This is a genomic window from Nocardia sp. CDC159, assembly GCF_023740735.1.
Lineage (GTDB): Bacteria > Actinomycetota > Actinomycetes > Mycobacteriales > Mycobacteriaceae > Nocardia > Nocardia pulmonis.
Genome location: NZ_JAMRXH010000012.1, coordinates 215118 through 234414, shown reverse-complemented (window position 1 = coordinate 234414; position 19297 = coordinate 215118). Strand labels below are relative to the sequence as shown.

Below are 19297 nucleotides of genomic sequence, written 5' to 3'. Positions count from 1 at the left end.
GGGCTGGGACATCGTGTGGGCATGACCAATACGAAGCATGATCACCACCACGAACGACCCGCCACCTCGGCACGAGAGTTCTGGGACGGGCTCTACGGCGAGCGGGAACGGATCTGGAGCGGCAACCCCAATGCCTGGCTGGTCGCGATCGCCGGGGAGCTGACGCCGGGTGCGGCGCTGGATCTGGGCTGCGGTGAGGGCGGCGACGCGGTGTGGCTGGCCGAGCACGGCTGGACGGTCACCGCGGTCGACATCACCGAGATCGCCCTGGATCGGCTGCGGGCGCTGGCCGCCGAACGCGGTGTGGGCGAACGGATTCGAACCGAACGGCGCGATCTGGTCGCGGAGTTCCCCACCGGCGCCTTCGATCTCGTCTCGGCGCAGTTCCTGCAGTCACCGGTGGAGTTTCCGCGGGCGCGGGTGCTGCGCCGAGCCGCGGAGGCGCTGGCGCCGGGCGGTCTGCTGCTCATCGTCGATCACGGCGCCATGCCGCCATGGTCCCGCCACCCGGAGAACCATGTCGACTTCCCCTCCCCGCGGGAGGTCTACGAGGAACTGACCCTGGACGAAACCGTCTGGGGCGCGGAGCTTCTGGAGCAGCGTGAGCGCTCCGCCACCGGCCCCGACGGGGAATCCGCGGTCCTGATCGACAACATCATCGCGATCCGGCGGCACGGCTGAGCCGCACCGGAGGCCTTCCGCACCCCGCCGCGCCGCCGAACCGATCGCGACCGAGGGCAACACCGAATTTGGGCCGTCTGGGTTAGCTCCCGCTGTGCTGGGTATCACATCTGCCGGGCGGCGGAAACATCCGTCGCATACGTTCTGGTCGCGGCTTCACACCATTGAGGAGGCAATGCGATGAGCAGTACCCCGTCCGGTTCCGATTCCCTGATATACAACATTCAGCATGCTGGTGCACCGCTGAATATCGTCATGGTGGCCCCGCCGTATTTCGAGATTCCGCCCGCCGGATACGGCGGCGTGGAGGCGGTGGTGGCCCAATTGGTGGACGCACTGGTCGCGCGCGGGCACCGGGTAACCCTGCTGGGAGCCGGGCGGGCGGGAACGGCCGCCACCCGCTTCATCCGGGTGTGGGACAAGATCCTCGCCGACCGGCTCGGCGACCCGTTTCCCGAGGTCGTCAACGCCCTGAAGGTGCGGCAGGTCATCGCCGACCTGGCCAGGACCGAACATATCGACGTCATCCACGACCACACGTTCGCCGGTCCGCTCAACGCGCCGGTCTACCGGGAACTCGGCATCCCGACCGTGGTCACCGTGCACGGGCCGGTCGACGGCGAGGAGCAGTCGTATTACCGGGCGCTCGGCGATTCGGCCCAGTTGATCGCCATCAGCGACCGGCAGCGGGCCTTGGCGCCGCAATTGAATTGGCTGGGACGGGTTTACAACGCGGTGCTGCCGAGCGAATGGCCCTTCCAGAAGGATAAGCAGGATTTCGCGCTCTTCCTCGGCCGATATGCACCGTACAAGGGACCGGACCTGGCGCTGGAAGCGGCGCATGCTGCGGGTGTGCCACTGGTTTTGGCGGCCAAGATGAACGAGCCGTCGGAAAAGGCATATTTCCAACGCGCCGTGCGGCCGTTGCTGACCGAGCGGGACTTCGTCTTCGGCGAGGCAGATGCGGTGGCCAAGCGGCTGCTGCTGTCGCAGGCGCGCTGCCTGCTGTTCCCCATCCGCTGGGAGGAGCCGTTCGGCATCGTGATGATCGAGGCCATGGCCTGCGGCACCCCGGTCGTCGCGCTGCGCGGCGGCGCGGTGTCGGAGGTCGTGGCGGACGGGGTCACCGGCTTCATCTGTGACGATCCGGCCGACCTGCCCGCGGCCATGGCCGAGGCGGCGCGGCTGGATCCGGTCGCCTGCCGTCGCCGGGTGGTCGAGCACTTCTCGGTGGACCAGCTCGGGGCGGGATACGAGGCGTCCTACTACGCCGCGCTGGATTGCGCTCGGCTGCCGCGCATTTCCTCCGGGGCGGAGCTGCGGGCCAAGGCGGCGAGCGGACGCGGCGGCGCGGTGACGGCCCGGTCGCTGGACCGCAATCTGTCGGTCGTGGCCAATCAGTAGCCCGGTCCGACCCATTGGTCGATCGCGCGGCGGTGCACCCTGCGCGATCGACCAATAGGTTGGGCGAGCGACCAAACCTTTCGCGGTGGTGATTGGGCTCGCCGAGGCCGGGTAGCCGGTCGGCGGTGACCCTTCGTGAATTCGACGACCACCAGTGCGGAGGAAGATTATGAGCGATCCCACCCAGGCACCACGCGCGCCGCAGCCGCCCGCCAAGCCGGACGAATCCGGTTCCACCTGCCCGCCCCCGGGACCCGCGCTGGATCAGCGCGAACCGGAGTACCGCAGCCCCACCGGTGAACTCGTCACCGCCGAGCCGGGGACGCGCGGCCCGCGCGGCGAGGCCCTGACCACCTCGCAGGGCGTGGTCATGGGCGATACCGACCACGCGCTCAAGGCCGGTCCCCGCGGCCCGCTGCTGGTGCAGGACTTCCACTTCCGCGAGAAGATCACCCACTTCGATCACGAGCGCATCCCCGAGCGGGTGGTGCACGCCCGCGGGGCCGGGGCACACGGGGTGTTCCGCTCCAACGGCGCGGCCGCGCGGCTCACCCGCGCCAAATTCCTGCAGCCCGAGGTGGAAACCCCGGTGTTCGTGCGGTTCTCGACCGTGGTCGGCTCGCGCGGTTCGGCCGATACGGTGCGCGACACCCGCGGCTTCGCGACCAAGTTCTACACCGAGGAGGGCGTGTACGACCTGGTCGGCAACAATATTCCGGTCTTCTTCATCCAGGAGGCCATCAAGTTCCCCGACGTCATCCACGCGGCCAAACCGCATCCGGATCGGGAGATTCCGCAGGCGCAGACCGCGCACGACACCTTCTGGGACTTCGTCACCCTGCACCGCGAGGCGACGATGCATACGTTCTGGGCGATGTCGGACCGGGCGCTGCCGCGCTCGTACCGGATGATGGAGGGCTTCGGCGTCCACACCTTCCGGCTGGTCAATGCCGAGGGCGAGACCACGCTGGTGAAGTTCCACTGGAAGCCCCGCCTCGGCGTGCACTCCATGCTCTGGGAGGAGACGCAGATGACCGGCGGCTTCGACCCGGACTTCCACCGGCGCGACCTGGCCGAGGCCATCGAGGCCGGGGCGTTCCCGGAGTGGGATCTGGGCGTCCAGGTGTTCCCGGATTCGCCGCAGCACACCTTCGAGGGCATCGACCTGCTGGATCCGACCAAGATCGTGCCGGAGGAGCTGGCGCCCGTGCAGGTCATCGGTACGCTGCAGCTCAACGCGAATCCGGTGAACTTCTTCGCCGAGACCGAGCAGATCGCCTTCTGCCCCGACCATCTGGTGCCGGGCATCGAGCCGTCCGACGATCCGCTGCTGCAGGGGCGGCTGTTCTCCTATCTGGACACCCAGCTCACCCGCCTGGGCGGGCCGAATTTCACCCAACTGCCGATCAATCGGCCGCACAGCCCGGTCAACGACAACTTCCGCGACGGGTTCCACCAGACCGGCGTGCATCCGGGTATCAATGTGTACAAGCCGAATTCGACCGGCGGCGGCTGCCCGTACACGGCGATGGTGGCCGATCGGGCCTATGTCGAATCGCCGACGCCGATCTCACCGCCCGCGTACAAGGTGCGCACCACCGCGGCGGGCGATGCGCCGGTCTCGTTCCGCGATCACTACTCCCAGCCGCGGATGTTCTATCGCAGCCTGACCGCGATCGAACAGCAGCACCTCGCCGACGCGTTCGCCTTCGAACTGGGCAAGTGCGCCGACGAGACGATCCGGCAGCGCGGGGTGCAGATGCTCGCCGAGGTCGATACCGACCTGGCCGGATACGTGGCCGGTGAACTGGGTCTGCCGGTGCCCGCCCCGCAGTTCTCGGCCGTCGTCGAGCTGCCGCCCAGCCCGGCGCTGTCGCAGCTGCGCGGCACCTTCCCCGTGGACGGGCGCAAGGTCGCCATCCTGGTCGACGATCAGGTCGATCATTCGCTGCTCGACGATCTGGTGCGGCTGTTCCAGCGTGCCAAGACCAGCCCGATGGTGGTGGCCCCGCACGGCGGAAAGCTGAACCACCAGAGCGGGATCGGGATCGATCGCAGCTTCGCGACCATGCGCTCGGTCGAATTCGACGCCGCGTTCCTGCTCACCGCCGCCGGTGACCACCGGGTCGACCTGCTGGTCGGGGAGATGTGGCGGCACGGCAAACCGCTTGCCGCGTCGGGAGCCGGGGAAGAGGTGCTCAAGCGCAACGGGTATGGGCCGGATCGGCCGGGGGTGTTCGCCGGGGAGGATCTGGAGATCACTTCCAACGATCTGCTGGAAGCGCTTGCGGCGCATCGGGTTTGGGCCCGGTTCTCGTAGGAGTTCGAACGCCCCGGCGCGCGTGGCGCGCCGGGGCGCGAAACCCCTTCTCACAGCACCGGATTGCCGCCCGTCACCGCGATGCGGGCACCCGAGACGTAGCTGCCCTCGTCACTGGCGAGCATGACGTAGACCGGGGCCAGTTCAGCCGGTTGACCGGCGCGGCCGAGCGGGGTGTTGTCGCCGAATTCGGCGACCTTCTCCGGGGGCATGGTGGACGAGATCAGCGGTGTCCAGATCGGCCCCGGGGCGACGCTGTTGACGCGAATTCCCCGCTCCCCCAGCAACTGTGCCAGGCTGGCGCAGAAGTTCGCGATGGCCGCCTTGGTGGCGGCATAGGGCGCCAGTTTCGGGCGCGGCATATCGGAGTTGACCGAGGAGCTGCCGATGATCGAAGAGCCGGACCGCATATGCGGCAGCGCGGCCTTGACCAGGCGGAACATCGCGCCGATATTCAGGTCGAAGGTGTAGTCCCACTCCTCGTCGCTGATCTCCTCCAGGGTGTCGTGCGACATCTGGTAGGCCGCGTTGCTCACCAGCACATCGATGCGGCCGAACTCCTGCACCGCGCGGTCGACGACGGCGCGGCAGTGCGCGGGATCGGCCAGGTCCCCGGCCATCAGCACGGCCTTGCGACCGGCCTGCTCGACCAGCTGCGCAACCTCTTTCGCGTCGTCGTGCTCGTTCAGATACGTGATCAGCACATCGGCGCCCTCGCGGGCGAACGCGATCGCGACCGCGCGGCCGATGCCGCTGTCCGCACCGGTGATCACCGCCGCCTTGCCGGTGAGTTTGCCGGACCCCTGATAGCTCTGCTCGCCGCAGTCCGGCACCGGCGTCATCCGCGCCTGGGTACCGGGCACATCCTGTTGCTGTTCGGGAAATCCCATGTCCGCTCCTCTCCAAATCGACCCATCAGGGCCTTACCCGGGCGGACAGGGGCTAATCGGGCGTGAGGTTTGCCAACAAATCGCTCGGGTATCCGGAACAGCAGATGCGAACAAGTGCCGACGCGACCATCGAGGAGCGCACCATGTTCAGCACGGAGTTCCGACGAGCCAAGATCGATGAGGACACCCAGCGCATGGCGGTGTTCCCGGGCGACCGGCCGGATCTCGAGGACCTTCCGGCCGCCGCGCGAGCCGAGGCGCACCGCAGGCAGTGCACGCCGGAACCGGGTAGGAAGCCGGTCCGCCGCTAGCGCTCGACCCCGCCGAGCCGCCCCTCCAGCAGCGACAGCAGATCGGCGAGGATGCGGGCGAGGTCGTCGCGCTCCCCCGCGGGCAGATCCGCCAGCAGCTTCTTTTCGTACGAAAGCTGCTGGGGCAGTACAGCGTCGACGAGTTCGAGCCCGGCGGGGGTCAGGGACAGATGAACGACGCGGCGGTCGCGGCCATCGATGCGGCGCGCGACCAGCCCCCGCTGTTCCAGTCCCCGAACACGTTTGGTGACCGCCGCGGGTGAGGCGAAGGTCTCCCGGGCCAGGCGGCCCGGGGTCAGCTCGCCGCCCATTCGGCGCAGCGCGCACAGCACCTCGAACTCCGGCCGGGTCAGCTCGGCCCGGCCCAGCGGGGCGTCACCCACCTGCTGGAACAGCGCCGCGCAGCGATTGATTCGGCCGATGATCCCCACCGGTTCGGTATCCAGCCCGGCGTACACCCGTGACCATTGCCGCAGCACGCCCGCGACGGCGTCCTCGGCGCTCACGACGCCGCCGATCGCGTGGTCAGCTCCGCCAACGCTCGATGTCCGGCCCGCTCGGCGGCCACGATGCGCTCCTCGGGCAGCGGTGCGCTCCACCACTCCCCGGCGGCCACATCGGCGGCCTCGCGCATTTCGATCAGCGCCGCGGTCAATCGCCCGCGAGCCGCGGCGGCATCGGTGGCGACGCGCGAATTCGCCGTCACCGCCTCCAGATTGCGCAGTGCCATGGCCACCCGGTTGGACACCCGGCGATTCGGAACGAGGAAGCACACCGCGATACCGACGGCCGCACCGACACAGGTGTCGAGCCAACGGTCCAGCACCAGCCGATGCGGTGGGGTGCGGGCCACGAATTCGGTCATCGCCAGCGCCATCGGCGTCACGAAGATCATTGCCAGACCATAGTTCCGGGAGATCGTCGCCTCCACCGCGAGCAGGCAGACCAGCGAGACGACCACCAGCGCCGCGGCGCTGTGCAGCAGCGGTGCCAGCGCGGTGAACAGCAGCACGCCGCCGAGGCTGCCCAGCACCCGCAGCACCGCGCGCTGCCAGGACAGCGCGGTATTGGCGACGAAGGCGGCGACGGCGGTCAGCACGGCCCAGTACGGCCGATCCACACCCAGCATCATCGAGGTCCACCCGGCCGCCGCGCCGCCGAGGGCGACTCGAATTCCGATGGGCAACAGGGCGGAACCCGGTACGAACGCCGCGAGCAGACGACGCACACCGGAGGCATCGGCGTCGGCGGCCCGCTCGGCGGCCACACCGCGCATCTCGTCCAGTTCGGCCGCGACCGGTCGCACGGTCGGTATGCCCCGCCGCCTGCGCAGCGCGCGTGCCCACTCCTCGAGCACATCGGCCTGATCGGCACGGTGGGCGGCCATGGCGGATTCGGCCCGCGCCACCAGCCGCGCCAGCGGGGCGCGCTCGGCCGACAGCACGGGTGTCTGGCGCAGCGTGTTCCAGGCCGCGTACACGGCCGCGGCCGCCTCGTAGCGCAGCCGGGCCTCGGCCGGATCGTCGGGCGTGGTCCGCAGCAGCCGCGCCGAGGTCGTCAAAGCCCGTGCCACCGCTAGCCGCTCGGGCGCATGCGGCCGAAAGATGCTCGGCGCCAGGCAGACGCACCAGGCCAGCACGCCGCCGAGCAGGACCAGAGCCAGATGCGTCGGCACCGCCGCGAGGCGCGTGGGCACGAAGGCGGCGGTGGCGACGACGAAGGTGAACACCACATTGCCCGGCGGTCCGATCCGGGTGGCATCGCAGCCCACCTTGAACAGGCCGGACAGCAGGGCGATCACGGCCACACGCAGCACCGCGGCATCGGTCAGCGCGGCGGTGCACGCGGCGACGGCGGTCCCGGCCAGCATGGCGAGCAGCACCCAGGCCAGGGTGCGCGCTCGCGCGGCATACGGCAGGCCATGCGCGTACAGCGCGCACAGGCCGCCCGCGCTGGTGTAGAGCGCGAGCTCGAGATGTCCGGCCGCGAGCAGCGTCACCTCCGGCGCTCCGACCGCGATCATCGCGCTCAGCGCCGACCAGCGCCAGGTGTCGGCGACCGGACGCAACCGCAGCAGACCGCGCACCGGCAACGCCCGCCGCAGGGTGCGGTGCGCGGGCGTGGTCCGATCCTGGGTGCGCGGGGTCGAGGGCATGACGAGAAGGTTAACAGGTGTTTTACCACGAAAATAACTATCGGTACGATCGAGTGATAGCGCTAACATTCGGCCGGCCCAGGAGACGTCGCTTCGCATTCCACGAATCGCATTTGGCGGAATAAGGTTGATCGTTCAACCACAAGCCCGAATTCGCGTCGACGGCGGTATTCGGATAAATGCGTGGATGCTAATCCGGCGCCTGCGCATTCCCGGTGAGCGACTGCCGATATGCCCGCGGTGACATCCCGCGCCAACGGGTGAAGGCGTGGGTGAAGTTGGCGGTCTCGGCATATCCGAGCAGCCGCGCCACATCCTCCACCGAGGCGCCGGTGCGCAGCAGTTCGGCCGCCCGGGTCTCGCGAACGGTGTTGAGCAGACCGCGGAATGTCGCGCCCTCGGCAGCCAGCTGGCGGCGCAGGGTGCGGGAGGTGATGTGCAGTTCGGCGGCGACCTCGGCCATCGTCGGCACGATTCCGGGGTCACGCAGCAGCCGCTCGCGCACCCGGTTCGACAGTCGCCAGCCGCCTGCCACCAGCCGCTGCAACGCCTCCCGGCACTGTCGCTCGATCAGTGCGGCGGTATGCGAATCAGCCTGTGGCATGGGATGTTCCAGATAGTCCCGGGGCAGGATCAGCCGCGTACGCGCACATCCGAACGCCACCCGGTCCGGGGGCGCGGACATCAATTCGGTCAGCGCCGCGCCCTGCCCGGCGGGCAGCTGCGACTCCAGCCGGAGCACCGGAATTCGGATCCCGAGCCGCTGGGCCGCGATGAAGATCAGCGCGACCTCGCGCTCGAGGAAATAGTCCCGCACGTCCGCCGGGATGGCGTCCCCGTCGACTTCGAGCAGGACTCGATCGCCCTGCTCCCGCAGCACATATCGGACGGCCACCGCGACCAGCGCCTGATAGCGGATGGCCAGCGCGAGCACATCGCCCACCGTGGCGCTGACCAGCGCGGCGAGTCCGACGATCCCGGCCTTGCCCAGTGTGGCCTGCCGCGCGGTCTCGATGCCGAGCCCGGGCCGGTCGCCCACGGCCGCCAGGAGATTGCGCGCCACCGTGAATTCCTGATCGGGCCAGATTCTCGTATGTTCGGCGCCGAGATCCGCGGCGGCAATTCCGCTGCCGGCCAATAAAATCGACTCGTCCACCCCGTGCGCCCGACCGACATCGGTCATCATCCGGACACTGACGCTGCCGTGCGGGACGACACCGGCCGAAGCATCGAACGCCATCACCGTCCGAAATTACCAATATTCGGTCCGGTCGGCACATTCTTTCCCGCGAAATCCGCGCATAACCTCGTCTCGGCAAGGCGATGAGGAGGAAGCGAACGTGGACATGTTCAGCACGTGCTGGATCGAGCCCATCCAGCTCACGCCGCAGCAGGCGCACGCGATCATGCAGATGCATCTGGACTGCCGGACCGAGGACTGCCCCCGCCGTCGGGCCGCGATCCGCACCCTCGTCGCGGCCGGACATCTGGTCCCCGACTCCTCCCGCACCTGCTGATCAGTCGAGAACCCGCCACTGCCAGCGCATCTCCGCGACCAGCGGGGCGTCCGGGCCGACCGCGCGCGGCCGGGTGTTCAGGCCGTTGGGCGGGCCGGACTGCGGTTCGACACAGACGGTCTCGGCCGGTTGGTCGTAGACCACCACCCAGCGCAGCGGGCTGGTGATCGCCAGCTCGATCGCATCCGGCCAGGTGAGGGTCACCGCGACGCCGTCGGGCATGCCGAAGCAGTCGTCCCACGGGCCGGGCAGCGGTGCGATGCGGTTGCCGTCGGGAAGGTAGTCCGCGCCGCGTTCCTCCTGCCAGGCGGGGGTGAAGGCGAATTCGACCGGCTTGCCATCCGGGCGCAGGCGGCGCTGGAACCAGGGGTGCCAACCCACCTGGGCCGGAAAGGGTTCCGCGGTCGCCTCGACCGTCATGCCGAAGGTCGCCGAATCCGCGGCCAGCGTGAAGGTCTGGGTGACTCGGCCCGGGAAGGGCCACGGCTCGGCGAGCTGCTGGGTCAGCACGAGTTCGGTGCCGGAGTGGCCGACCACCTCCCATGGATGATCGCGCACGGTGCCGTGGATGGCGTGCGGTTCGGCATTGCGCGGGAGCTGGTGGCTACGCCCGTTCCATACCAGCCTGCCCTCGCGCATCCGGCCACACCACGGGGCCATGGGGAAGGAACCGAATCGCGGCCCGGTGCGCAGGATCTCGGCCGCGCCGATGCGAAAATTCGCGATGCGGCCGGTCGCGGCGTTCACCGTCAGCTCGGCCGCGCCCGCGCTCAGCCGCAGTTCCTCGACACCCATATCGCCTCCCCGACTCGTGATTCGTGCCCCTCAGCATGGCACAGCGGGTGTGCGAGCCCGGCGGCTCAGGAGCGGCCGCCGAGCCAGGCGGTGGTCCAGGCTTGGGCTATCCGGGTCGCGCGGGCCGGGGGCATGCGATCGGGCTCGGTGATGACGGCGATGGCGAAACCGTCCATCAGGGCCAGGAATTCGGCGGCGGCCTCGCGGGCCTCGTCCGCGCGGGCGGGGTTGGCGGCGGCGAGGACGTGCGCGATGAGCTCCTCCAGACGCTGCCATTGCGCGCGATGCAGGGCGGCGAGCTGCGGATCGTGGGCGGCGCGGGCGATCAGGGCCAGCCACACGCGGGTGAGGCGGTCGTCGCTGCCGGGCGGCACGAGCAGTTCGGTCAGATGCTCCAGCTGCCGGGCGGGGGTCTCGTCGGCGACGCCCGAGCCCCAGAACCGATCGGCGGTCTCGTCCCGGACGTGTTCCCAGACCCGTTGCAGCAGTTCGCTTTTCGTGGCGAAATAATACTGCACGGTCCCGATGGAGACCCCGGCCCGGGCGGCGAGGGTGCGAATGCTCACGCCCTCCATACCGTCCTCGGCGATGACCTCCGCCAGCCGGTCGAGCAGCTCTCGCCGCCGCTCGGCCTGGGCGGCGGAGTCCGCCTGCTTAGCGCCCATTGCGCGGACTCCTCTCCCGGCGATCGCGGCCCCGATAGTAGCGCCGGACCGCCGCACCGTGACAGCGGAGGATTATTCGCCTGCGGCGCGGCGGATTTCGCCGCCCGCGGCGCGGTTGCGGGTGGCCCGGGCCGCGGCGGCGTCGAACGGTTCGAGGTGGTCGAACATGGGGTCCTCGTCGTCCACGTCGAGGACCACCGCGCGGCGGCGTAGGGCGCGGGCGGCGTCGCGGTCGAGGGTGGGGCGGGTCGGACGCGAGTCGTGGTCCTCGATGTCGTCGGGAGCGATCTCGGGGCGGTGGCGGGACAGGCGGGCGGCGCGGCGGCGGCGAATCTCCTCCTCCATGCGCACCTGGCGGCGCAGGTAGACCAGGTAGGTGGCGAGCACGACACCGGCCAGCCCGCAGACCCACCACAGCAGCGGCGAGACCGCCACGGCGAAGCCGCCGCACAGCAGCATGCTCAGCACCAGCCCGAGCGCCGAGCGCTGCCGGAACCGGTAGCGCGCGGCCCGCGCGATCGCATCGGCCTCCGGATCGTATCCGCCGCGCCCACGCCTGCTCGGGATGAAATCGCTTGCCTCGGAATCGGGTTCGTATTCGTATTCGTCCTCGGGCTCGGCGCGGGGCGCGGGTGCACGCGCGGTGAGCGGACGCTCGGCGATCTCGTCGGCGGGATCGGCCTCGGCGACCTCCTCGACCGGGTCCTCGGCGCGCGCCGCGACCTCGTCGTCGGCATCCTCGTCCGCGCCGGACGGGTCCACCTCGGCGTCCACCTCGGCATCGATGATGTCGGCGTCCTCGGCGGCGGGCGATTCGGCACGCGGCGTCCGGTCGAGATCGGCTGCGCCGTCGGTCGTCTCATCGTCGATGACGGGCTCATCGGCCGATGTCGTCATCCGATCCTCCGCATCATCACCGTGGGAAAGCTTTCTCTGCACGCGAGCCGGTACCCAGTCCGGATCGGTTTCGTGCCCGGCACCGGGTCCCTTCCTCATGCGTCGCTTGGTGCCGCCGCGGTGCAACACCCGGGTGGCCAGCGCCGCGTCGGTGGTCCGCCGAATCCGCGGATGCCGGTCGGCCAGCATCGGGAACAGCACGAAGACCCAGAGCACGACAAGGCCGATCCACAAGATCGAATTCGGCATCGCACTCACACCTCCGTCCCCGCCTGTCCGTGGTCCCTTCGACGGCTCGCACACCCTGCTCGTTCCGGGTACGCCCGATGCGGTGATCGACCACCACGGCATCGGCTCCCTTCCGGTAGTGCGGGACGCACCACCGACGTCCGTAGGCTAGTGCGGCGCCACAGGAATATCCCGCAGGCGCGCCGTCCACACCCGCCCCATGGGTAACACTAGGGAAGTGTGGCTCGTCCCGCCCGCACCAATCGGTCGACAACGGTTCCGGAGACCTCCTCGATGGTCATGGCGACCAGCAGATGGTCGCGCCAGGAGCCGTCGACGTCGAGATAGCGGCGCAGCAAACCCTCCTCCCGGAAGCCGACATTGCGCAGCACCGCTTGGCTGGCAAGGTTTTCCGGCCGCACGGTCGCCTCGACCCGATGCAGCCCGACCGGACCGAAGCAGTGATCGAGCCCGAGCGCCAGCGCCGCGGTCGCCACCCCCTGCCCGCCCACATCGGTCGACACCCAGTACCCGATCCAGGCCGAGCGCAATGCGCCGCGCACGATATTGCCGATCGTCAGCTGGCCCCCGAACGCCCCGTCCACCTCGATCACCAGCGGAATCATCGCCCCACGCCGGGCCTCGGCCTTCAGGCTCGACCACAGCGACGGCCAGTTCGAGGCGTGATTGCGAGCCTCCCAGGTACCGCGCCCGGTCGGCTCCCACGGCTCGAGATGCTCCCGGTCGCGCACCCGGATCCGCGCCCAGGCCGCGGCATCGCGCAGCCGGATCGGGCGCAGCGTCACTTCCCCCGCGGCGACCCGCACCGGACCCAGATGCGCGGGCCAGCCCGGATGCTGCGCGGCCCGGAACATATTCATATCCATCAGTGTCCCGCCGCGGGCGCTATCCGCGCTGGGCGAGGAAGGCCACCGGAACCTCGTCTCCGGTACGGATGTCGGTGACATCGGGCTCGACGACGATGAGGCTGTTGGCCTCGGCCAGGGTGGAGAGCAGATGCGCCGAACCGTTCACACCCAGGGGCTGCACCAGGTATTCGCCGGTCTGCTCGTCGCGCATCAGTTGCGCGCGTAGGTATCCGCGCCGACCCGGCATGGAGTTGATCGGCATGATGGTGCGCGCCTGCACCACTCGGCGCATCGGATGGCGGCGCCCGAGCGCGATGCGGATGAGCGGGCGCACCATGACCTCGAAGACCACCAGCGCCCCAACGGGATTCGACGGCAGCAGGAAGGTCGGCACCTCATCGCGCCCCAACCGGCCGAAGCCCTGCACCGAGCCCGGATGCATGGCGACGCGGGCGATCTCGAGCTCGCCGAGCCCCTCCAGCGCCTCGCGGATCTGCTCGGACACCCAGCCGCCGACCGCACCCGCGATCACCACGACCTCCGAGCGCACCAGCTGCCCCTCGACCACGTCGCGCAGCCGCGCGGGATCGGCGCTCACGATGCCGACGCGGTTCACATCGGCGCCCGCGTCGCGCGCGGCCGCGGCCAGGGCGTAGGAATTGACGTCGTAGACCTGGCCCGGTCCGGGCGTGCGGTCGATGTCGACCAGCTCACCGCCGACCGAGATCACCGACAGCCGCGGCCGCGGATGCACCAGCACCTTGTCGCGCCCCACCGCGGCCAGCAGACCCACCTGCGCGGGGCCGATGATGGTGCCCGCGCGCACCGCGATATCGCCGGGCTGCACGTCGTCGCCGATGCGCCGGACGTAATCGCCGGTGCGCACGGGCTCGTAGACCTTGATGCGGGCCCGCCCGGCGTCGGTGTAGTCCAGCGGCAGCACCGCGTCCGCGAGTGTCGGCAGCGGCGCGCCGGTGTCGACGCGCACGGTCTGCCGCGGCTGCAACCGAATGGGCTGCCGCGATCCGGCGGGCACCTCGCCGACCACCGGCAGCGTGAGATCGACCGGATTACCGTCCTCGTCGCGGATGTCGACCCCGGCGCCCTGCACGTCCACGCTGCGCACGGCATAGCCGTCGATCGCCGCCTGGTCGAAACCCGGCAGCGGCCGTTCGGTGACGACGTCCTCGGCACACAGCAAACCCTGGGCCTCGGAGATCGCGACCCGCACGGGCCGCGGGGCGACGGCCGCCGCGGTCACCTTGATCTGCTGGTCCTCAACCGAGCGCATGCAGCCCTTCCCTCATGTCCAGTGTTCAACGCGGCCGACCGGACCCGGCCACCCGCGTCACTCGGACGAGGTCAGCTGCGGATTCCAGTCGGGAGCCAGCCGACGTTCGAGCCACTCGCGCAACTCGGGGCCGTATTCGTCTCGCTCCAATGCGAAATCAACCGCAGCACGAAGATAACCGCCAGGGTTGCCCAGGTCGTGGCGCGACCCACGGTGCACCACAACATGTACCGGATGCCCCTCGTCGATCAGCAGCGAGATCGCGTCGGTGAGCTGCAGTTCCCCGCCCGCGCCGGGTTCGATGCGCCGCAACGCGTCGAAGATCGCCCGATCGAGGAGGTAGCGGCCCGCCGCGGCGAACGTCGACGGCGCATCCTCGAGGCTGGGCTTCTCGACCATGCCCCTGACCCGCAGCACATTCGGATTGACCGCGTCGGGCACCTTCTCCACGTCGAATACGCCGTAGGAGCTGACCTGTTCCTTGGGCACGTCGATGGCGCACAGCACCGAACCGCCGCGCTTGGCCCGCACCCGGCACATCACCTCGAGCACGCCGCTGGGCAGCACCAGATCGTCGGGCAGCAGCACCGCGACGGCGTCCTCGTCGGCGTCGAGTGCCTGCTCGGCCTGGGCCACCGCATGCCCGAGACCCAGCGGCTCCTCCTGCACCACCGAGCTCACATCGAGCAGGCCGGGGGCGCGGCGGACCTTCTCCAGCAGCTTGTACTTGCCGCGCTCCTCGAGCGTGCTCTCCAGGACCATGTCCTCGACGAAATGCGCGACCACGCCGTCCTTTCCGGGCGAGGTCACGATGACCAGGCGATCGGCCCCCGATTCGGCGGCCTCGGCCGCGACCAGCTCGATGCCGGGCGTATCCACCACCGGCAGCAGCTCTTTCGGCACGGTCTTGGTCACGGGTAGGAAGCGAGTCCCCAGTCCGGCCGCCGGCACCACCGCGGTGCGGAAGCAGGACGGCGTGTCCGATCCGGCGTCAGCTGTCATAAGGCACACCCTATCCATCGATGTCGTCCGCGGGACCCGGCTGCGCACGGGCCCGGCATTCCCGGAAGCCTAGGGGGCCTCGGCGGCGACTGCTCGGTGATGAGGATCCGAGCAACCGACCGGCGTGGCCGTTCCGGACTGCATTCTTCGATTCCCCGCCGCTTCGCTCGCGAAACCCTCCGACAGGATTGCTCACATAGGGTGGCGCTGTGGACGTGGCTGGTCAGCGAGACAAACGGCAATGGCGAACCGAGTTGCTCGCCCGTCGGGCGGCCGTGCCGCCGGAAGTTCGGGAGGCGGAGGCGGCCGCGCTGGCCACCGCCGCGGCCGCGCTGGCCACCGCCGCGGCCGCGCTGGCGGCCGACCGGCCGCAATGGGTGGCCGCCTACGTGCCGGTGGGCGGCGAACCGGGCTCGATCGCCATGCTCGACGCGCTGCGCGACGGCGGGGCGCGGGTGCTGCTGCCGGTGACCGGACCGCCGGGGCCGCTGGACTGGGCCGAATACCTGGGGCCGGAGTCGCTGCACACCGCGCGATGGGGTCTGCTGGAGCCGAGCGGCCCCCGGATGCCCTGTACCGCAATCGAATCGGCGCGGATCGTGCTGGTTCCGGCATTGGCGGTGGATCTGCGGGGCGTGCGGCTGGGCCGGGGTGCGGGGTACTACGACCGCACGCTGCCCGCCGCGCGGCCGGATGCCCGGCTGATCGCGGTCGTGCGCGACGACGAACTGGTGCCCCGGCTGCCCGAGGAGCCGCACGATCGGCGCATGGGATGGGCCCTGACGCCTGGCGGCGGGCTGCGACATCTGGACGGGAATTAACGACGGATTGGCACTGTTGGCACTGTCGGCTGTAGAGTGCTAACCGACGGAGACCGTGGAGGTTGGAGTGCCTACTTACTCGTATCAGTGCACGCAGTGTGGCGACAAGTTCGACATCGTGCAGTCGTTCTCGGACGACGCGCTGACCACCTGCGAGAAGTGCGACGGCAAACTGCGCAAGCTCTTCAACTCGGTTGGCATCGTATTCAAGGGCAGCGGCTTCTACCGCACCGACAGCCGCAACGGCTCGTCCACCGCGAGTGAACCGGCCAAGTCCAGCGGCGGTTCCAACGGTTCGAGCTCCGATTCGTCGTCGAGCTCGACATCGAGCTCGTCATCCACCGCGAGCAGCACCTCCAGCGCGGGCACCGCGGCCTGATTCGCCGACGACTCGCCGGGAATTCTCGGCGAGTTGTCCACAGCCTTCTCGTTATCCACAGGGCGATTTCGACCAGCGGTTTTCCAGCGGTACGGCATACCTCCAGCCGTAGCGTCGGATCATGCGATCGAGTCCGAACCTTCCCGGCACCGCCGATTCCGGCCGGGAACCGCCCTGGGAATTCCTGCTCCGGCATCGGCCGTCCCGGCTCGATGTCACACTCCTGCGTCGGATGCTCGCCGCCCTGCTCGCCATCGGCGCGGTGGTTCTGTTCGTACGCGGTGATCCGCAGGCCCGCTCGGCCGATGTGGTGATCGCCACTCGCGACCTGTCCCCGGGCCGCGTGCTGAGCGCCGCGGATCTGCGGGTCGTGGCCCGCCCGGCCGGACTGCTGCCAGAGGGGAGCGTGCGCGAGGTGTCGGCACTGGTGGGCGCGACCGTCTCGGGAGCGGTGCGGGCCGGGGAGATGCTGACCGATCTGCGCGTGCTCGGCGCGCGCCTGGCCCAGGTCGCCACCGGCGTCGCCGATGCTCGCATCGCGCCGATTCGCCTGGCCGACAACGCCGTTGCCGATATCCTGCGAGTGGGTGACCGGGTCGACGTGGTCACCGCCGAACGCTCTGAAGGCGATCCGGCGCACGCCGGGCCGCCGCGTACCCTTGCCGCCGACGCGGTCGTGGTGCTGATCTCCGCCCCCGAGGGCCGCCGCGGACCGAGCGGTGAGCGGGTGGTGCTGCTCGCCCTCGACTCCGCACACGCCCTCGACCTCGCGGCAGGCTCGCTGCGCACCGAACTGACCGTGCTGTTCCGCTGATCACTTGCTTCGCCGGACATTTGCCCCAGACCTCCACTAGCATCCCGACTATCCGGTTCGATAGCGATCCTCGATCGTCTCGGATGCATTGACCAGATCGACGGCGCGGCACGGTCGTGCCGAGTGAGACAGGAGCCGCAATGCTGAAGGGTTTCCGGGACTTCCTGTTCCGCGGGAATGTCATCGACCTGGCGGTCGCGGTCGTGATCGGCACCGCGTTCACCGCCGTCATCACGGCCTTCACCAACGGAATCATCAACCCGCTGCTGGCCGTGTTCGGCAGCAGCGGCGAACTGGGCCTCGGCTTCCGGCTGGTCTCCGACAAACCGGCCACCTTCATCGCCGTCGGCCCGATCATCACCGCGGCCCTGAACTTTCTGATCATCGCGGCCGTCCTCTACTTCGTCCTGGTCCTTCCGGCCATGACCGCGAAGAAGCGCTGGGGCAAGACCACCGAACCGGCCATCACCGACACCCAGTTGCTCACCGAGATCCGCGACCTGCTCGCCGAGGGCGGCAAGAGCTCGGGCGGCCGCCACGAATCCTGACCCGCCCGCCGCGGCTCGAATAGTTTTGCCGGACAACGACAATGGGCCCGGCGCGTGGCGCACCGGGCCCATTGCTATTGCCTACCTTGACCGTTCAGGTCACGAGGTCATCAGCCGATGCTGAAGGGCTGGCCCCACAGCGTGACCGTGCTCATGACGTTGTCGGTCTCCACGCGCACGCGGACGACCGAACGCGCCTGCGCGTAGCCGCCGCAGCCGGTGAGGCCGATGGTCGAGTCCTGCCAGCTGATCGAGCCGCTGTGGCCGTTGAAGGTGTTGCCCGAGGAGTGATCCTCGTTGCCGTAGTCGTCCGCCGCCTCCAGGTCGAGGATGGTGAACGAACGCGCCTGGCCGGGTCCGAGGCTCAGGGTGGCGCCGCCACCGGCGCCGATGTTGCCCTCGGCCTGTTCACCGCTCCAGTCGACGCTGGCGTTCGGTCCGCCGCTGACGCCGCCGCCGTCGATGTTGACCTGGCAGCCGACCACGTACCCGGGCCAGATCTTGCCCTTCTTGGCGGTGGTCTCGCCGGAGATCTCGACATGCACGGTGCCGGAGACCCACGCGTTGCGGTGCACCGGAGTGGAGCCCATGGACGGGCTGATGGTGGCGGACTCGTCGGTCATCCAAACGCGCACGACGGTGCCGTCGGACAGGGTCTGGGTGATGTCGCCGCCCGGCAGCGGCACGAAGGTGTCGGCGTTGGCGGCGCCGGTGGAGAGAAGGCCGAGGGCGGCGACGGTGGCAGCACCGACTCCCGCCGCGCGAGCCGCGGTCTTACGGATGTTCATAATTGAGGTCCCTCAGGGTGAATCGCTTGGTGGGAAATAGGTTTGGCGAAGGCGACCACGTCAGCCGATGCTGAACGGCTGCCCGTAGAGGGTGGTCTTGGAGTAGTGGTTGCCCACGATCTCGAGAACGGTGTACGACCGAGCCTGCGCGTAACCGGCGCAACCGGAAAGCTTGAGCCCCATGTCCTGATACTCGACCGAGTACGTCCCGGGCTTGGTGATGTCCTTGCCCTGAATTTCGACGAAGCCCACCTGGCCGGGGCCGAGCTGGAGACCGATGGTGCCACTCACGCTCGCGCCGTTGAGGTTGATGCCGCCGCTCATTCCGGCGCTGATCGCATCGTCGGCGATGCTGACCTGGCAGCCGATGATGTAGCCGGTGCTCAAGCGGGACGCACCGTGCGTCGACGAGTTGTTGGTGCCTTCCCCGTTGGTCGGGCCGTTCCACGGACCCACGGTCGCCTCGGGAGCATTCGGCGCATCGGCGCGGACATTGCCGGACACCCAGACATGACGACCGGCACCGTTGGCCGCCAGCGACGGCGATACCACGGCATGTTCACCGGTGCGGGTGATCACAACGCCATTGGGACCCAGCTTCTGGCCGTCCGGCAACGGCACGAAGGCGTCGGCGTTGGCAGCACCGGTCGAGAAAAGGCCAATGGCCACGGCCGCGGCCGCGCCGATGCCCGCGAAACGGGCACCACGCCGCAGACCGTTGGTGCGGTTCTCGCTCATACTTCCCCTCATCAGGTTCTTACGGTCAGCCTCGACTACCGAGGCTGTAAGCGGTCCTTAAAGGCCCTGCTCAGTTTGTCGCCGGTTTGTTGCCGCCGTGTAACCGACGACCAATTTTCCGCAAACTGTCGGAACCGGGCTCCGTTCCGGCGAGGTCGACGCGAGGCGTCTTCCCGTAGCCTTC

Annotated in this window: 21 protein-coding genes; 9 read left to right on the top strand and 12 right to left on the bottom strand. The window is 69.4% G+C overall.

What is annotated here, in order from left to right:
- Positions 1-21 precede the first annotated feature (21 nt).
- The 3 genes from NDR87_RS25160 (at position 22) to NDR87_RS25150 (ending at position 4405) form a co-directional block, all read left to right on the top strand.
- Positions 22-681 (top strand): cyclopropane-fatty-acyl-phospholipid synthase family protein, encoded by a 660-nt coding sequence (locus tag NDR87_RS25160; protein ID WP_251913167.1) that lies wholly within the window; start codon positions 22-24, stop codon positions 679-681.
- A gap of 180 nt (positions 682-861) precedes the next feature.
- Positions 862-2085 (top strand): glycosyltransferase family 4 protein, encoded by a 1224-nt coding sequence (locus NDR87_RS25155; protein ID WP_251913166.1) that lies wholly within the window; start codon positions 862-864, stop codon positions 2083-2085.
- Positions 2086-2254: 169 nt separating this feature from the next.
- Complete coding sequence (locus tag NDR87_RS25150; RefSeq protein WP_251913164.1) at positions 2255-4405, top strand: catalase; 2151 nt, start codon at positions 2255-2257, stop codon at positions 4403-4405.
- Positions 4406-4455: 50 nt separating this feature from the next.
- On the opposite strand, the gene NDR87_RS25145 is transcribed toward NDR87_RS25150, so the two are convergent.
- Positions 4456-5295: a glucose 1-dehydrogenase gene (locus NDR87_RS25145; protein ID WP_251913162.1), complete on the bottom strand. Its 840-nt coding sequence runs from the start codon at positions 5293-5295 to the stop codon at positions 4456-4458.
- Positions 5296-5399: 104 nt separating this feature from the next.
- Here NDR87_RS25145 and NDR87_RS25140 point away from each other — a divergent pair, with 104 nt between their 5' ends.
- Positions 5400-5606 (top strand): hypothetical protein, encoded by a 207-nt coding sequence (locus NDR87_RS25140; RefSeq protein ID WP_251913160.1) that lies wholly within the window; start codon positions 5400-5402, stop codon positions 5604-5606.
- Here NDR87_RS25140 and NDR87_RS25135 read toward each other — a convergent pair.
- The 3 genes from NDR87_RS25135 to NDR87_RS25125 form a co-directional block, all read right to left on the bottom strand.
- Positions 5603-6112 carry a MarR family transcriptional regulator gene (locus tag NDR87_RS25135; RefSeq protein ID WP_251913158.1) on the bottom strand — a complete coding sequence of 170 codons (510 nt, stop codon included), beginning with the start codon at positions 6110-6112 and terminating at the stop codon, positions 5603-5605. The genes NDR87_RS25140 and NDR87_RS25135 overlap by 4 nt on opposite strands.
- Entirely contained in the window at positions 6109-7761 is a 1653-nt protein-coding gene (locus NDR87_RS25130; RefSeq protein WP_251913157.1) for an FUSC family protein, read from the bottom strand. Before NDR87_RS25130 ends, NDR87_RS25135 begins: the two co-directional genes overlap by 4 nt.
- Before the next feature lie 190 nt (positions 7762-7951).
- Positions 7952-9001 (bottom strand): AraC family transcriptional regulator, encoded by a 1050-nt coding sequence (locus NDR87_RS25125; RefSeq protein WP_251913275.1) that lies wholly within the window; start codon positions 8999-9001, stop codon positions 7952-7954.
- A 100-nt stretch (positions 9002-9101) separates the two neighbouring features.
- On the opposite strand from NDR87_RS25125, the gene NDR87_RS25120 reads away from it, so the two are divergent.
- Positions 9102-9278, top strand: coding sequence for a hypothetical protein (locus tag NDR87_RS25120; RefSeq protein WP_251913278.1), 177 nt, complete (start codon positions 9102-9104; stop codon positions 9276-9278).
- Here NDR87_RS25120 and NDR87_RS25115 read toward each other — a convergent pair whose 3' ends face one another.
- The 6 genes from NDR87_RS25115 to NDR87_RS25090 form a co-directional block, all read right to left on the bottom strand.
- Complete coding sequence (locus tag NDR87_RS25115) at positions 9279-10073, bottom strand: aldose 1-epimerase (RefSeq protein ID WP_251913155.1); 795 nt, start codon at positions 10071-10073, stop codon at positions 9279-9281.
- A gap of 65 nt (positions 10074-10138) precedes the next feature.
- Entirely contained in the window at positions 10139-10738 is a 600-nt protein-coding gene (locus NDR87_RS25110; RefSeq protein ID WP_251913153.1) for a TetR/AcrR family transcriptional regulator, read from the bottom strand.
- A gap of 72 nt (positions 10739-10810) precedes the next feature.
- On the bottom strand, positions 10811-11884 hold the full coding sequence (gene glpR / locus NDR87_RS25105) for a gephyrin-like molybdotransferase receptor GlpR (RefSeq protein WP_251913151.1): 1074 nt from the start codon (positions 11882-11884) through the stop codon (positions 10811-10813).
- 209 nt (positions 11885-12093) lie between these two features.
- Positions 12094-12744 carry a GNAT family N-acetyltransferase gene (locus NDR87_RS25100; RefSeq protein WP_251913149.1) on the bottom strand — a complete coding sequence of 217 codons (651 nt, stop codon included), beginning with the start codon at positions 12742-12744 and terminating at the stop codon, positions 12094-12096.
- Between the two features lie 25 nt (positions 12745-12769).
- Positions 12770-14023, bottom strand: coding sequence for a gephyrin-like molybdotransferase Glp (glp, locus tag NDR87_RS25095; RefSeq protein WP_251913148.1), 1254 nt, complete (start codon positions 14021-14023; stop codon positions 12770-12772).
- Positions 14024-14080: 57 nt separating this feature from the next.
- On the bottom strand, positions 14081-15025 hold the full coding sequence (locus tag NDR87_RS25090; RefSeq protein WP_251913147.1) for a UTP--glucose-1-phosphate uridylyltransferase: 945 nt from the start codon (positions 15023-15025) through the stop codon (positions 14081-14083).
- A 209-nt stretch (positions 15026-15234) separates the two neighbouring features.
- On the opposite strand from NDR87_RS25090, the gene NDR87_RS25085 reads away from it, so the two are divergent.
- The 4 genes from NDR87_RS25085 to mscL all read left to right on the top strand — a co-directional run bounded on the left by NDR87_RS25085 (position 15235) and on the right by mscL (position 17587).
- On the top strand, positions 15235-15846 hold the full coding sequence (locus NDR87_RS25085; protein WP_251913145.1) for a 5-formyltetrahydrofolate cyclo-ligase: 612 nt from the start codon (positions 15235-15237) through the stop codon (positions 15844-15846).
- A 67-nt stretch (positions 15847-15913) separates the two neighbouring features.
- A complete protein-coding gene (locus NDR87_RS25080) occupies positions 15914-16225 on the top strand; it encodes an FmdB family zinc ribbon protein (RefSeq protein ID WP_251913143.1) in 312 nt (103 codons plus the stop codon).
- 121 nt (positions 16226-16346) lie between these two features.
- Entirely contained in the window at positions 16347-17039 is a 693-nt protein-coding gene (locus NDR87_RS25075; protein WP_251913141.1) for an SAF domain-containing protein, read from the top strand.
- A gap of 140 nt (positions 17040-17179) precedes the next feature.
- A complete protein-coding gene (mscL, locus tag NDR87_RS25070) occupies positions 17180-17587 on the top strand; it encodes a large conductance mechanosensitive channel protein MscL (RefSeq protein WP_251913137.1) in 408 nt (135 codons plus the stop codon).
- Positions 17588-17697: 110 nt separating this feature from the next.
- Here mscL and NDR87_RS25065 read toward each other — a convergent pair whose 3' ends face one another.
- Positions 17698-18375 (bottom strand): MspA family porin, encoded by a 678-nt coding sequence (locus NDR87_RS25065; RefSeq protein WP_251913134.1) that lies wholly within the window; start codon positions 18373-18375, stop codon positions 17698-17700.
- Positions 18376-18435: 60 nt separating this feature from the next.
- Positions 18436-19113 (bottom strand): MspA family porin, encoded by a 678-nt coding sequence (locus tag NDR87_RS25060; RefSeq protein WP_251913132.1) that lies wholly within the window; start codon positions 19111-19113, stop codon positions 18436-18438.
- Positions 19114-19297 lie beyond the last annotated feature (184 nt).

Excerpts from the sequence above, each read along its gene's own strand:
- NDR87_RS25125 (WP_251913275.1), bottom strand. The coding sequence starts at position 9,001 with ATGGCGTTCGATGCTTCGGCCGGTGTCGTCCCGCACGGCAGCGTCAGT.
- NDR87_RS25160 (WP_251913167.1), top strand. The coding sequence starts at position 22 with ATGACCAATACGAAGCATGATCACCACCACGAACGACCCGCCACCTCG.
- NDR87_RS25100 (WP_251913149.1), bottom strand. The coding sequence starts at position 12,744 with ATGAATATGTTCCGGGCCGCGCAGCATCCGGGCTGGCCCGCGCATCTG.
- NDR87_RS25075 (WP_251913141.1), top strand. The coding sequence starts at position 16,347 with ATGCGATCGAGTCCGAACCTTCCCGGCACCGCCGATTCCGGCCGGGAA.
- NDR87_RS25090 (WP_251913147.1), bottom strand. The coding sequence starts at position 15,025 with ATGACAGCTGACGCCGGATCGGACACGCCGTCCTGCTTCCGCACCGCG.
- NDR87_RS25110 (WP_251913153.1), bottom strand. The coding sequence starts at position 10,738 with ATGGGCGCTAAGCAGGCGGACTCCGCCGCCCAGGCCGAGCGGCGGCGA.
- NDR87_RS25155 (WP_251913166.1), top strand. The coding sequence starts at position 862 with ATGAGCAGTACCCCGTCCGGTTCCGATTCCCTGATATACAACATTCAG.
- NDR87_RS25150 (WP_251913164.1), top strand. The coding sequence starts at position 2,255 with ATGAGCGATCCCACCCAGGCACCACGCGCGCCGCAGCCGCCCGCCAAG.
- NDR87_RS25140 (WP_251913160.1), top strand. The coding sequence starts at position 5,400 with ATGCGAACAAGTGCCGACGCGACCATCGAGGAGCGCACCATGTTCAGC.
- NDR87_RS25115 (WP_251913155.1), bottom strand. The coding sequence starts at position 10,073 with ATGGGTGTCGAGGAACTGCGGCTGAGCGCGGGCGCGGCCGAGCTGACG.
- glpR (WP_251913151.1), bottom strand. The coding sequence starts at position 11,884 with ATGCCGAATTCGATCTTGTGGATCGGCCTTGTCGTGCTCTGGGTCTTC.
- mscL (WP_251913137.1), top strand. The coding sequence starts at position 17,180 with ATGCTGAAGGGTTTCCGGGACTTCCTGTTCCGCGGGAATGTCATCGAC.
- NDR87_RS25145 (WP_251913162.1), bottom strand. The coding sequence starts at position 5,295 with ATGGGATTTCCCGAACAGCAACAGGATGTGCCCGGTACCCAGGCGCGG.
- NDR87_RS25060 (WP_251913132.1), bottom strand. The coding sequence starts at position 19,113 with ATGAGCGAGAACCGCACCAACGGTCTGCGGCGTGGTGCCCGTTTCGCG.
- NDR87_RS25065 (WP_251913134.1), bottom strand. The coding sequence starts at position 18,375 with ATGAACATCCGTAAGACCGCGGCTCGCGCGGCGGGAGTCGGTGCTGCC.
- glp (WP_251913148.1), bottom strand. The coding sequence starts at position 14,023 with ATGCGCTCGGTTGAGGACCAGCAGATCAAGGTGACCGCGGCGGCCGTC.
- NDR87_RS25130 (WP_251913157.1), bottom strand. The coding sequence starts at position 7,761 with ATGCCCTCGACCCCGCGCACCCAGGATCGGACCACGCCCGCGCACCGC.